This is a genomic window from Salipaludibacillus daqingensis, from assembly GCF_029891575.1.
In the GTDB taxonomy this organism is placed as follows: domain Bacteria; phylum Bacillota; class Bacilli; order Bacillales; family Salisediminibacteriaceae; genus Salipaludibacillus; species Salipaludibacillus daqingensis.
In genome coordinates this window covers 138,569-153,746 of sequence record NZ_JARZHF010000011.1, presented here as the reverse complement: position 1 = coordinate 153,746, position 15,178 = coordinate 138,569, and the positions used below count along the sequence as shown (strand labels likewise).

Annotated in this window: 7 protein-coding genes; all 7 read left to right on the top strand. The window is 33.2% G+C overall.

Annotated elements, in window-relative coordinates; genetic code table 11:
* Nucleotides 1-221: 221 nt before the first annotated feature.
* Entirely contained in the window at nt 222-410 is a 189-nt protein-coding gene (locus QDN89_RS19430) for a hypothetical protein (RefSeq protein ID WP_280771834.1), read from the top strand.
* 531 nt (nt 411-941) lie between these two features.
* Complete coding sequence (locus QDN89_RS19425) at nt 942-5,771, top strand: AAA domain-containing protein (RefSeq protein ID WP_280771833.1); 4,830 nt, start codon at nt 942-944, stop codon at nt 5,769-5,771.
* 133 nt (nt 5,772-5,904) lie between these two features.
* Entirely contained in the window at nt 5,905-7,305 is a 1,401-nt protein-coding gene (locus tag QDN89_RS19420) for an HNH endonuclease (RefSeq protein ID WP_280771832.1), read from the top strand.
* 775 nt (nt 7,306-8,080) lie between these two features.
* Complete coding sequence (locus QDN89_RS19415) at nt 8,081-9,415, top strand: reverse transcriptase/maturase family protein (protein ID WP_280771831.1); 1,335 nt, start codon at nt 8,081-8,083, stop codon at nt 9,413-9,415.
* A 459-nt stretch (nt 9,416-9,874) separates the two neighbouring features.
* Nucleotides 9,875-10,810 carry an NERD domain-containing protein gene (locus QDN89_RS19410; RefSeq protein ID WP_280771830.1) on the top strand — a complete coding sequence of 312 codons (936 nt, stop codon included), beginning with the start codon at nt 9,875-9,877 and terminating at the stop codon, nt 10,808-10,810.
* Nucleotides 10,811-11,809: a hypothetical protein gene (locus tag QDN89_RS19405; RefSeq protein WP_280771829.1), complete on the top strand. Its 999-nt coding sequence runs from the start codon at nt 10,811-10,813 to the stop codon at nt 11,807-11,809.
* Between the two features lie 992 nt (nt 11,810-12,801).
* On the top strand, nt 12,802-15,177 hold the full coding sequence (gene dptF, locus QDN89_RS19400; protein ID WP_280771828.1) for a DNA phosphorothioation-dependent restriction protein DptF: 2,376 nt from the start codon (nt 12,802-12,804) through the stop codon (nt 15,175-15,177).
* Nucleotide 15,178 lies beyond the last annotated feature (1 nt).

The window sequence follows — 15,178 nt, the reverse complement described above, 5'->3', positions numbered from 1 at the left end:
TTTGCAGAACGCCATATACTCTTACCAAAATTAGACAGTTTTTTCTATATACCAAAAGAACTTTCGTACCCTGACACTCTCTGTCAGGGTTTTTCGCTATAAGATTCCATCCCTTCTTTTTTCCTTATGTATGGTACTAAATCCCTGTAAAGGTTTATAATGAATAGAAGTAAACAAAACGTCTTTCAATTTCCATTGATTGAAAAAAGGTGGGGAACATCGTGACTTATCAATCTGAAGCTCTATTAGAACAAAATATGGCGAAGCAGCTGATCGAACAGGGATACGAACCTGTCAAAATGGTACGAATGGGAGGTTATCCTCCTCAACCGAACCCGTTCAACGATTCATCTGCTTTTAAGATTTACACGTCCATATTCTTTTTACACAAATTTTACACAGCACCCTAATAAAAGCTTATTAAATCAATGATTATTGCTGTATTTCGACCCCGGCCACCGGTATCTTTAGGTCCAGGTTAATTTTTAAAACTTATGATACTCAATAATGTTGATATATCAATGTTCTTGAGTATTATTATTTTGAAACAATATATTTAACACAACATAAAAAAGTCCCTTTGATGATAAACTCCTCTATCATTCAAAAGGATTTTTTTATCGAAAGAAATTCAAAAATATTCTTATAATATTTGTTTAAATTATCTTTTTCAACAAATTTCGACGGTAAATTTATGGGGAGAATGATATAGTGCGAATAGATATGCAATTAATAGTAACTAGTATGGATAGCATTAAATTAGCGGTTTATTGACTAGAATATAGAAGATAGTAAGCAACTTAACGACACGAAATACTGAACGAACCCCTTATGACTTTTTACATATTAATCAAACCCTAGTTAATACTGAATAGATTTCGCTATTGTTGAGTTGAACGAATAATAAAGATGCACGATTTACTTTGTGAGGTGAGAGATGGATGGAAACGAATAATATAGAAAAAGGCACGCGGTTTTTCAAATATTTACTGGAGCTCAATAATCTTGTTGGGAAAGTTGTTCGTGATTATAGAGACTTTGAGACAAATTGGTTTGTAGAAGATTTCTCTTCTCTGAAAGGCTGTAATCTACTAGATGAATGTGAAGATGAGTCAAATTTCATGGAAATACATAAGCCACTAATAAAATCAGAAGAGAAGCAACCTCCAGCACTAGATTCGCTTATAAAGGGTTGGATAGACGGGGACATACATAATGAGAATAGTAGCCCTTCTCCAATGGTAGTCAGGACGATCATAAACGAGGAACAGGAAGAAAAAGACGAGTACTTTGAAGATGAGCCCAAGCGAGAAGAAGCATTCGATCTTTGGAAAGGGCAATGGGATGACTGGGCAAAAAATCTGCGACAAAAGAGAAAAGTTTCGAAGCTATATAGTGACTTTTTTGAATTAGTCTCTCGATTTGAAAAAGAAGGGGAATCGTTAGAATTTATTTTTGGACGTGGCATATTGACGTGGAGAAAAACGGTTAAAAAAGTGGAAAACATACGACACCCTTTATTAACATGCAAATTAGAGCTGGAGTTGGATGCTGAAAAAGGGATCATCGCAGCAAAACAAATTGAGGAAGGGATAACGGTAGAGAGGGAAATGTTATCAGGAATCAATTTGCCTAATATGGAAAAGGTAGAAGGCGTTTTGCAACAGATGAAGCAGAAGAATATTGATGACGAAGATCTATCAGAATTATTCCATCACTATGTTCAGTTAATTAGTCCAGAAGGTCAATATGTCGATGGTGAAAAGCGCGCTGAGATCAAAGATACGCCAATTATCTATGACCAAACACTGTTCTCCCTTCGAAGTAAAAAAGTGAGAGTTCTTCGAGATGATTTGGAAAATATTATTCAGTCGATTGAGTCTCATGACTTGGAGCTATCAGAGTCCGTCATTTCAATCTTTGATGGAAGTAAGGAACAAGAAGTGAAAGCCGATGCTGAAACTGACTATTCATTTAACCTACCAAGAAAGCATTTGTATTTTCCATTACCGTCAAATGAACAGCAAAAGGAAATCGTCAGACGGATCGATAACAATTATGGGGTTACGGTTCAAGGACCTCCTGGTACAGGGAAAACCCATACGATTGCTAATTTAGTATCGCACTTCCTAGCTCAAGGTCAACGGATATTAATTACCTCTCAGAAAGAGAATCCGTTGAAAGTTTTGAAAGATAAGATCCCTGAGGATATTCGCGCGTTGTGTGTCGCAGTCTTAGGCGGCGGCAGGGAATCCATGGCTGATATTGAGAAATCGATAAGAATCCTAAGCGAAAAATTAGGGGAATTAGATGCCGCTACATTGGAAAAAGAAATCGAGCGGAATTTACTGGCGTTAGACACGAATAAGAGACGAGAAGCAGAATTTTATTCCGAGTTAAAAACGTATGCGAAGGAAGAAGGAACGAGGTTAGAGTATAAAGGGGAACAATGGTTTAAATATGATGTAGCAAAATATTTAGTGGAAGAAAACGTCGATTACCGTTGGATCAAAGATGATGTGGCGATGGACGCAGAATTTCCAATCAATAAGTCTCATTTTTTTGAACTATGGAATGCAAGGGATAAATTTGAACAAGAAGATTTAAAGCTATTTAATCGAAAATTACCTCGATTACAAGACGATATCATTAGTAGTCAATCTTTTGAAAAGTTAGTAAAAGCGGGAGAAGAACTAAATGATTTTGAAGAGAAAGGAACACAAATTATAGAGAAATATCAATTGAAGAAAAGTAACGATTTTATTGATCAATTAACGGACGATGTAAATGATGGTATTTCAATGAAAGAGTTGCTTGAAAAAGAGCCCTCTGCATTGATCATAAAAGAAGTGCATGCAGGTGGAGGTCGTGAGAAAAGATGGCGCGATTTTGTCGAAGCACAAAAAGGAAATGTGGATAAAGCATTTGAGTTCTACAATCAGCTTGTTACTCACAGCATAAAGCTGCCTGATAAACCTAAACATGAAATAAAGGTCGATTTGAGCGTTGCAAAAGATCGATTGGTGAGTGGGAAAAAACCTAACTTCTTTTTTTATGCATGGAAGGGAAAACGAGCGAAATACTTATTCGAAGAACCTGTATTAAATGGAAAACCGCTTATGCATGAACAAGACATTGAACCGGTCGAAGCTTACCTTGCTTATGAAGAACTTCGAGAAGAAATAGCGAGAGTGATAAACGGCAATATGAACGAAATAGGTCATCATACCGTAGACGAAAACTCCAACCGGTTTCCTCATGAAGCGGATAGAATCGTAAAAGAAGTTTCATCTGTCGTGGAAACGGTAGATTTTATAAAGAAAATACAACGTCAATTTACGGAGGACCAATTAAAACAAATAGACTTCTACAATATCGATTCATTAAAACGATTCGCTGATGAGTTATTCGTTGTAAAAGGCTATTTAGACCTTGATAAATGGAATGTGGCATACCAGGAAGAATTAACTACTCTTCAGAAAACGAGCATGAAAGAAGACATACATCCAATCATCCTTGAGTTCATAGAAGCATTCGAGAAAAAGGATACGGAGCATTGGAATGACTTAATAGAGAAGCTTTTAGAATTGAGGGGAAAGCAAAAGGAAGTTAAATCATTTTATGACGTTTTAACGACATTTAAAGAGAAGCTCCCGGTAACCGCAGTCGCTATTGAATCATCTGTAGGCAACGAGTGGGGATACCCTGAAAATTATCATCATGCTTTTGAACTCCGTAAGTTACAAACGTGGCTTGATGAGACGAAAGACATGAATGTAGCAAAGATAAAAGATCAGTTGGAAGAGCAACATCAAGAACAAGAAAAATTAATTACAGAGATTGTCACGGCATCGACGTGGAAAGCGCAGTTGGCGAGAATCTCTGATACAGAAAAACGCGCCCTTTCTTCTTGGAAGTCTTATATTAAACGATATGGAAAAGGCAGCGGGAAACATGCTCAAGTGAATTTAGAAGGTGCGAGAGAATCGATGAAGACGGCTCAAGGAGCGATCCCAGTATGGGTGATGCCCGTGAACCAAGTATTAGAGAACTTCCCCGTGACAAATGAAAAATTTGATGTTGTCATATTTGATGAAAGCAGCCAATGTGATTTGTTTTCAACGAATGTTTTGCTAAGAGGAAAAAAGATCATTGTTGTTGGAGATGAAGAACAGATCAGTCCTCAGGCAATAGGGACAAAGCAAGATGATGTTTACGATTTAGTCAATCGCTATTTAAACGATGTTCCAAACGCCAAACTGTTAGATGGAAATATCTCACTATATGAATTGGCAGAACAAACATTTCCTAAAGAAGGCAAGTTAATGCTCCGAGAACATTTTCGCTGTGTCCCAGAAATCATTCAGTTTTCCAATGACTTAAGTTACGGTGGAGAAATGATTCCTCTTCGTTTACCGTTGGAAAATCAGAAGATCGATCCACCAGTAAAGGCGATTAAAGTGAACGACGGCTACAATGATGATGCAGAAAAAGATATTAACCGTCCAGAAGCAGAAAAAATCGCTGCAGATATTTCTGAGATCGTGGCAGATCCAAAATTTACTGAACAAACGATTGGTGTCATAGCCCTTCAAGGGACTAAACAGTCGGCACTGCTTGAGCAATTAATCAGGGAAGAAATTGGCGATGAACAATTTGTTAAACGGAAAATTATTTGTGGCAATGCTTATACTCTTCAAGGTGACGAACGAGATATTATCTGTCTATCCATGGTCGTTGCACCAAATAGAAGATTCCGATCACTGACAAGAAATAGTGAAAAACAACGAATGAATGTTGCAGCAAGCCGAGCTAAAAATCAAATGAGGTTATATCACTCGGTGGACTCAGAAGATTTAAGTGTTGATGATCTACGTTATCGTTTAATTGGCTATTGTAAGCAGCCAAATCGAATCAATGAAGAAATAGAGAATTTAGAAGAATTATGTGATTCACCGTTTGAGATCGATGTCCTTCGCATGATCGTTGCTAAAGGATATAAAGTGACACCTCAAGTGAAAGTAGGACGGTATCGAATTGATCTTGTCGTTGAGGGGATTGGGGATCGTTTAGCTATCGAATGTGATGGCGAAAGATGGCACGGCCCTGAAAAATTCGATGAAGATATGCAGCGACAAGAATCTTTAGAACGATCAGGCTGGAAATTCTGGCGAATACGAGGCAGAGAGTTTTATTTCAATAGAACGAAAGCAATGGAAAGCCTATGGGAAAGACTTAAGAAAATGGGGATACAGTCAGAATTTGAGCAGCCAATAATGTCAGATAATTATTCTAACGAGTTTAAACCAGTAGATCATACTGCAGCAACGACTGAACCGTTTGAAAGGGCTAATCTTGTGAACGGAATTTCAGAACCATTTAAAGATATGGAGCAAGAAAAGGAAAGAGCCGCTAGTGTAGCTGTTCAGACTAAATTGTTTGATATGAAAGATGAGAAATTGACAACGCAAATGGATTTATTCGAGGATGAAATAGAAACTAAAGAAAAAGTTGCGGAAACTCCTGAAGTAAAAGAAGATTCTAAGGATATTCATGAGGATGAAGAAGATTTTTCATTATATGATTATTTGGAACGGAAAGGCTTTGAAGTAGTTGATAAACGGGACAAAGGAGGTTGTATTTGGATAGTTGGTGGCAAAGAATTAGCTGCTGATTTAAAGTATCTTGAAAGTATAGGTTATATATTTATCTTTACATCTAAAGGTAGCAAAGCAATCGATAGAAGACCAGGGTGGTATTATAAAGCTTAGTGTTAATTAAAATAAATTAAGAAACTGAAAACAATATTGTATATTTTTTGGGGCGTTAAATGAGGGCATTTTTTTGTACTAGTACAAAATGATTTTTAGATTTAGATATTTCAATTCAAGAGGGGGATAACTAGTGACTTCAAAAAATCTAGATAATAAAATTGAAGATGCTTACATTATCAAAGAAATTTTACACCTTGTAAAACTTAATGAAATTAAATCTGTACCAGGTTTTGAGGATGTACCGTTATATCTAAATAAACCAGAAGATTTATCTCATTTAAGTACAAATGAGTTAAAAGTACTTTTAGAGATAATAAATAAAGATGCTGTAAAAATGAGTCACGAAAACGAAATTTCAGATACTATTCAGCATAAAATAATGAACAAAATAAAAAACATGGAAATAAATTATATTCCTAATTTTCAAGAATTAAATTTTAAATCAATAATAATACAAGACTTAGAACCCTATACTGAAAAAGAGCTCGAAATCCTTCTTCGCGAATTAAATTTCTACGAAACAACTAGTGTAGTCATTGATCAAATTATGTTTTTAGTAAATAAAATGGATTTAATTGAGCTTCCACAATTAGCTATAAACTTTAATGAAATAACAGATGAAGAAATGCGATATGTAAACACAGCGGATGACCGAGAATTTATTTTAAAAACTTTAAAGGACCTATATGAGGAAAGGTGCAAAGAAGGAAAAGATATAATTAATCCTTTAGAGGTTATTGAAAAATATCGTGATGGAGCAATTAAAAAAACAGAGAAAAAAACACAAAATAATATATGGAGGAAAAATATTCCTAATAATATTAAAAAACATATAAGTGGATGGCAAAGTGATTCACTAGAAGTTTTTTATGAGAAAACAAAAGATTTCATGAATAATTATAGTGGTTATAATATTGAGGAAATAAGAACTTATGTATGTGATTTATCTGAATTAGTGTTCGAAGAGGAGCATGAAGTCGTCGAGGAATTTATTTCTGATGAACAAGATACAGATACTGTCTCTTCTATAATTCTTAGATTAGTTGAAATGATTATTCTCCCTCACCAAGAAGTTTTAGATCGCATTGAAGAAAAAGGGGGCCAGGTTCTTTTTAGTGATATTTGGAATCAAAGTTTTAACGAGTCATTAAAAACAGAAGTAAAAGATCGTGATAACTGGACTTGCGTAATTTGTGATTCTGATAAGGGATTACATGTGCATCATAAAATTCCTAGAAAATATGGTGGAGTCAACCACAAAGATAATCTTGTAACTCTATGCGATCAGTGTCATCCAGCTATTGAGACCGCTAATATAAAACACGCTTATTCTAAGTGTGTAGCTAACTACTGGAGAAATTGTAGTAAGAATATAATTAAACCAGTCCCAGAAAATAAAGATCAATTAAAAAAAGATGTACAAAATAACCTTGATTCCCTTGTAGTTACTCTATCTAACAGGAATGAAAACAAGTTAGTGGAAGATGTTATTGATATCATGAAAGACCTTGATGAAATCTTTTATGATTAATTCATAAGTTTTGTGCGTCGTTCTAGTAAAGTGGACATTTTGCTTCATGTTGATAATAGAAATCCATTTATACAAATAAAAGATATTTATTTACGTAAGCATTACTTAAGTTCAAAAGGAGTGGTAGATGCCCTATATTGCTATTAAGGATTTTCAAGATAAGAGTGTGTTAATAAATTGAAATAAGAACACTTGGCACCTAAAAATTTAAACATTCTAAAATTGATGAGAAGAAAATAAACAACTACTTCAAACGACATCGCCTAATGGAGGGAATAGAATAACTCAATTTTATCGTTTTCAAGTAGTTGGTATTGATTTTTAAGAAAATAGATAATTTAATGGAGATTAATAAACATAATGCTATTACACAGTCGGTAAAGTTTGACAGTTTAGAATTAGCTTTGATAAACCTTACCATATGTAAGTGAAGTTTTATTATGATGCAGAAAATATTAGGAATCATTTTAATTTAAGTTGGTAAATATATCAATTTATGATAGAATTGCAGTGTCTCACAAAAGAAGTTGTGAGGGTTTTAGGTGAATTTCTGTCAAGCATTAACCACTCGTAGATTATCCTTGTTACTACACAGATAACAATTGCGGTGGACATTGTTGAAGAATATTGCATCTGGACTTCAACTCCTCCAGTTGTAATCAACCTTTCAATTATACTAATCAAAGTATAACATGTTCGTGAATGTAGTAGTCCTATTATAGGCTAGCGATTGTCTATAAGTGAAACCAAGTATGCTTGCAAGGGAGGAATTGCGGTGACGCATGATAATAGACTACGATTAGATACTCTTGCAAGCTCTTCAAAAATACAAGAATCAAAGTATAAAACTAAGAGATATGTACATTTCGATAGAAAAGTTGCCTTTAAAAGAGTAAAAAATAAAGTCAATGACCCATGCTGGATAGCGGAGCATGGTTTTTACCCATTCATACATTTTCAGATAAGATTTAATAAATATATAAAAAAGGATAACTTAAAGAAAATTAAAGAACGGGAGATATTTTACGCTTCCCATATAGATAGTTTCATTTACAAGTATTATGGAGATTTATTAAATCATAAATACAATGAGAGAGTAAAGGAGCTCGGAACAGATCAAGTCGCTACAGCTTATAGAAATAATTTAGAAGGTAAGAGTAATATAGATTTTGCTAAAGAGGTAATTGATTTTATAAGGAAACAAGATAATGCTTACGTTTATGTTGCGGACTTCACCAGTTTTTTTGATAACCTGGACCATAAATACTTAAAAGAGAAAATAAAATCAGCTTTAAACGTAAAAACACTTCCTCAAGACTTTTTTGCAGTATTTAAAAATATAACTAAATACAGCTGGATAGAAAAAGCAGACATTGATAGAGAGATGGAAAATAAAGGAAAGGATAATAGTACACAGCTATCACGGTATTTTAGTAACGAAGGAGAATTTAGAGAGTTTAAGAAAATTAATATCCATAATAATAAAAAATCATACGGAATTCCTCAAGGAGCGGGAATAAGTTCTGTTTGCTCAAATATTTATCTTTTGGAATTTGATCGTTTATTAAATAACTATGTTCAAGATTTGAACGGTCTTTATAGAAGGTATTGTGATGATTTAATTATTGTTATTCCAACAGATAATATTGGTGAATTTGACCGTGATTCTCTAACAAATTATGTTGATTTTTTGCGAGATAGTATCCCAGGATTAGAAATTCAGCCCGAGAAGACAGATGAATTTTATTACTCGGATAATGAAATATTGGATTTAGACAATTCCTCCACTAAGTTAGATTATTTAGGTTTTAGTTTTGACGGTTATAATGTAAGAATTAGAGAGAAAAGCCTCTTTAAATATTATAGTAGAGCATACAAGAAAGTTAGGATATGTAATAGACTAACAAAAAAGTCTAACCAGAAAGCTCAAAGGAAAAGTTTATTTAAAAACTATACTCACCTTGGCAAAAAGAGTAAAGGGCATGGTAACTTTTTAAGCTATGCAACTCGAGCACAACAAACATTTGATAAAAACAAAACTACCAATAACCTTATGGAACATCAAGTTAAAAATCATTGGAAGAGGATAAATTTACGCTTAGAAAATTAATAAATATTAATAACCTGACTTTTTATATTTCCTTAAGAGTCAGGATGTTTTTATAGTGATTTATTGGAACTGAAAACTCTTAGTTGTCTGAATAAAAACTATAATAAAGATAAAGTTCAAAATCCACTGGAGATGAGTATTCTCATCTCCAGTGGATTTTTTAGTTTGAAATAAATTATTTGGGACTTTTTTAGATATATTTAGGTGAACTTACCTATACCGACAAATTTCGACGGTATCTTCATAGGGATAATGATATAGTTCAACGTACATACATAGTTAAAAGGGTGTGCCGCGAATGGTGTTGAAGAATATTTTCAAAGCCTTGTCTGATAAAAGGGATATTAAAACAGCTATTTTAAGAAAGAGTTCTCAGAAAGTCCGCAGAATATTACGCAACTAGAGTCATTACTAGAGGATACATCGGGGACCATTGATAAAAAACGAGTGGAGAACGATTTGAAGTTATTCAAAATCGGATTAATTGGCGAATCAAATGTGAACTACGAGTTAAAGAACTCTATGCTGCCGATGATTTGTTTGCATGATGTGCGTTTACAGGTGGAGGATTATACGGCTCAGTTTGATTTCATTGTCGTTACCCACAGTGTTATCTATGTCATTGAAACGAAGAAGTTATATGGAGATATTGAGGTCAATGATTCTGGTGAATTTATTCGGAAAATTAATAACAAGTATGGCAAGGTGGTAAAAAGAGAGGGAATGTATAGCCCTGTTACACAAAGTGAAAGACATTGTCGGATCCTGAAGAAAATGTTAACTGATCAAGGTTTTATAAAGAAAACACCCGTCAAACCGATTGTTGTACTAGCTAATCCTAAATCAATTATCGATAAAAAACGTGCCCCAAAGGCTGTGCAGGATCTTATTATAAAGTCTGATCAACTCGTAAACTATTTATCAGAAGACATGAAACTACATAGAAAAGATCGATATATGCTGGATAATTTCATCATGAATATTATTGATTACATCATGGCCAATAACAAAACAGTAGACGTAGATATTGAGAAATACAAACTAGACGCACCGAAACATAAACCAGCAGCAAAATCAAAAGTAGAGCCAGCCCCTAAACCAAAAACGAAAACAGAACCTAAGCCAGAAGTAAAACCTATTACAATGCCAAAGAAAGAAACTAGTAAAGAAGCACTTTACAAAGAGCTTAAAGAATATCGATTAATGCAAGCAAAGTTAGAAGAAATGAAACCTTACTTGATCTTCTACAATTCAACATTAGATGAAATCATTGTTAAAATGCCGACAAGTATAGATGACCTGCTGAAGGTAAAAGGCTTTGGGAAAGTTAAAGGGGAGAAGTATGGTCCGGCTATTGTTGAGATCGTGGGTAGGTATCGGGGGAAGGGAAATTAAATGAATTATTTCATAGTAATTTTGATATTAATAGGAATTTCAATAGTGATAGTAAAAGAAATTGAAATGGAAAAAAGAATTAAGCCTTATCTTCCGATTTTTCAAGGTGGGTTGCTCGAACGCATGATAAAGCGTCAAAAATATAAAAAAGTTTTAAGAGAATTTGACCAATCTTTTACTTCAAATTATAACTATATGCTTTATAGTCATAGAGATATTTTTAAGTGTCAATATCTCATGGAGGGAACTAGAGCGCCAGAACTAGAAGAAAAATATCAATTAGACAAGAGGTACTATGATCAAGAAGGTCTTAATATTGAGAAAGGTGCTTTAAAACGAATTCATCTTTGTCTTGAAAAGAAGTATGCAGGTGAATCAGGTATTCTTTATTTTAAAAAGCATATAAATTTTGCTATGAGAACGATATCTATTATCGATCAACGTTCTGTTAAATATAAAAAATACTTTCCTTCATTATATAACCAAAGAATGACATACCTTAATCAATTGAAGCAACACTGTGAGAAGTCAGTTAATGAATTGGAGCGAAGGGTTGCTGATTATAATAATGCGATTCGTGAGCTAGAAAAGATAAAAAAACCAACTGGATGGGAACGTGTTAAGAAAGTAGCTACGAATGTAGTTACAGCTCCTTTTCGGCATACATACAATATTGTCGATGGACTGGTTAAAAGGGACAAGAAAAAAGTAATAGTTGGCGGCTCTTTATTAGGAATTGCTTTCCTAGGAGGATCTTTTATAGGTGATGCAATAGAGTCATTAGATTTTATTGGAGGATCCGAATTTTCCGATTACGATCACCTTACTAATGAGGTTGGTGAAGGTGAACATTTTGTACAACCTCATGAAGTTGATGGATATTATCGTGAAGACGGGACGTATGTTGATGGGTATTACAGAGACGGGGATGGAGATACTTCAGTTAATTTAACAGCAGAAGAAGGAGGAGGCTACTATCGGTCAAATCCACGATCATAAAAACAAGACTAAGTAATGTAAAGATCGTCTGTATGTATGGTTATGAAGATCGATTTGAGCTTAGTCAATCAATTCTTATGAAAGGTTTGATATTGAAACAGTGGATATTGAAAAAAATCTCATTATTATTAAAGGAATAGACAAAACGAAAGAAATCGAATTTTGTGAGTTCGAGGATAAAAGCGGAAAGTGGTCTGTTCAATTTCATGGAGGGTAGTTGTATAAATATAACAGAGATAATGTGCAGCGTTTTTCGAACCCAGCTTATTTAACACCTGCCACGACATTGATCTAGTTAACAACCAATTATTGAATTGTATAAATAGGATGATTGATTTTGGAAAGTACTTACGCGGTATTTTTGAAAATGGCTTTAAGAAAGTTTACTCGAAAAAGAGATAACCATCAAATTTGTGGTTCCTGATCCCCCAATACGGTATAACTTTAAAGTGCCGCGGGACAGGAACCTTTTCTTTGTTCTCTCTCTAATGTGGGTGCCTAATTAAACGTACCGAACACCTATTCACTGACAAAGAGTGTCACCTTAATTTTTATAATTGAATTAACTTATAAATCTAAGAGGGTTCTTAAGTCCACTATCAAAGTTACTGATGAGCAATAGTGACTCATAAAAATTTGTTTAAATGTAGGGAAATATTAAGTTATAAGGGTAATTTTACGCATACAATATTACAATTTTAGCATATTTCTATACTTATAAATGTTAAGATTAGAATATAAAGATAGAAGTGAAAATGAAGGATATATAGGAAATTTGACGTGTATAAAAAATAAAGTCGAGTTTTAGTATGATCTAAACTTACTAATTACTAGTTATCATTTAATTAATAAAAATTTACTCTAATAAAATATATAACAAGTAATTATGTATTGAGTAAGGATTAAGATGAGACATTAGAAGCATTAAATAATAGACTATTACTTGGCAATTAATTAACAATTGTTGAATATGTATTAAGGAGTGTAGATTCATGGCAGACTCAAATTACCTATTGGAATTTATTAAAGACCTTAACCCAGCGGCTTCTGAAAATGGTAGAAAACTAGAAAAATTAATCTATGAAGATCCTCAATCTGCTTGTATTAATGGTAGGGTAGCTTTAGAAGCAATAATTGATGATGTAATAAAAAAAGAAAAAATAAATGATGTTAACTTTACAAAGCTCTTTGAGAAAGTTCTTTATTTAGACCGTTATGGATTTCTTACTAAGGATACTAAACAGTATATGGATACTGTTCGCGGTTTAGGCAATAAAGCAGCACATAAAGCTAATTTTGATGATATTGAAAATGCAATTAAAGTTTTTAAAGCTATTTATAAAGTATCTAAATGGTATGTAGAAGTTTATTCATTAGAAACGATTGAAATACCGAAATATAGAAATCCACAACCGCCTTCTCAGAGTAATGATAACAAAGTTAGTGATGAAATGATCAACCAAATCTTAGCCGCAATTCAAGGAAATGTTGCTGAGACTACTTCAAAACCAGCTATCAACACTTCAATAGACAATGGGAATAGTGAAGGAAATGAAAACAAGGTTGAACTGAAATCAGGAGCAGTTAAGCAACTAACAAAGAAAGTTGAACAAAAAGAATCAGAAACAATGACAGATAAATTAACTGATCAGCACAGTTATTTGTTAAGAGAGTTAAAAAAATTACAAGAGTCTTCTCAAGAAGCAGTTGAAAGTCCTGAGGCCTTCAGTAATTTTAAGAAGTATATGCATGTAAAGAGAAAAATTCAAACAGACCTTGAAGGTATTCTTGAAAATGAGCAAAATAAAATTGGTCCTTCATTAATATTATTAAGTGGTAGTGTTGGGGACGGGAAATCTCATATTCTGTCTTATTTAAAAGAAAGTAGACCCGATTTAATAAACGAATATCGTTTATACAATGATGCGACTGAGAGTTTCGATCCTAAGAAAAGTGCAATTGAGACGTTGTCGGAAGAGTTAGATGGATTTTCAGACGAAAATATTGATATTAGTCAAGACCGAATTATCATTGCAATTAATTTGGGAATCTTAAACAATTTTTTAGAAGGTGAAGAACAAAGAAATAAATTTAGTAAACTAAAAGAATTTATAAATAATAGTAATGTTTTTGAAACTAAAGTAACTGCTAAATACAGTGAGGAAGACTTTCATATTATTAGTTTTAGTGACTACCAAATGTTCGAACTTACTGAACAAGGTCCACAATCAATGTTTTTCGCTGAGATTTTTAGCAAAATATTTGAAAAAAACGAAATGAACCCTTTCTATTTAGCTTATAAAAAAGATGAAGATCGAGGTATGAATAGAATTATTCATGAAAACTACCGTTTTTTGATGAATGAAAAGGTTCAAGAACATATTATTCAATTATTGATAAATATCATCATTCAACATAAGCTTGTGATTTCTGCAAGGTCTCTGTTTAATTTCATTGCTGATATCGTTATTCCAGATGGTTATGCAGAAACAGATGACATTGAATGGAGCCCTCTAGAAAAATTAAATTATATTACTCCAACTCTTTTATTTGCTCGTAAGGAGAGGTCATATATCTTAAAAGCGGTGAATGATCTAGATCCAATTGATTTTAGAAGTCCTAGTATAGACCAAATTCTTATTGATTTAAATACGTTAGATGACTGGGAACACACTGTTAAGGAGTTGCTAGACGATGAAGTTTCGTTAGAATGGATGAGGAAATTAATTCACTTAAGAAGAGAATTAAAGGAGCTAGGAGATAAATTTACTTATTCTTCTGAAGAAGATTTTTTTAAATCTCTTATCCGTACAACATACCTGACTTCTAAGGAACTAAATAAAAAAGTAACACCAGAATCCTATAAAGATTATACAACTTACCTTTATAATTTTAGTAAGAAAAATACCAATTCAATTCAAATTTTTTATAACAGTGTAAAGGAAGCCATTTATAGATGGAAAGGAAGTCCTAAAAAAAGTTATATCTATTTAAGTAATAATGGTAAGTTTAAAGTAGCTCAATACTTAGATTTACGCCCTGATATTAGTCATCTAGATCTAAGAAATGAGAGTGTATTGTTTAATTTTAAGACTACATTAACTGTTGCTTATCACGGTGGTAATGCATATGAGAAAGTTGAACTAGATGTAGATTATCACTTATACAGATTAATCTTAGCCGTACTGGATGGGTATTGTCCTAATAAAAAAGATGAAGAAGATGCAATTCAATTTGTTGAGTTTATAGAAAAAGTAATGAGATTTGGTAAAAGCCAAAAAGAGTTAATAGTTCATATACCCAATGAAAAGAAAATGTATAAATTGGAGAAAAATGAATTTGGTGGTTTTATCTTTGAAAAGGAGTAAA

Bases quoted from the DNA above. Each gene is read 5' to 3' on its own strand.
- QDN89_RS19425 (WP_280771833.1), top strand. From the start codon at position 942: ATGGAAACGAATAATATAGAAAAAGGCACGCGGTTTTTCAAATATTTA.
- QDN89_RS19405 (WP_280771829.1), top strand. From the start codon at position 10,811: ATGAATTATTTCATAGTAATTTTGATATTAATAGGAATTTCAATAGTG.
- dptF (WP_280771828.1), top strand. From the start codon at position 12,802: ATGGCAGACTCAAATTACCTATTGGAATTTATTAAAGACCTTAACCCA.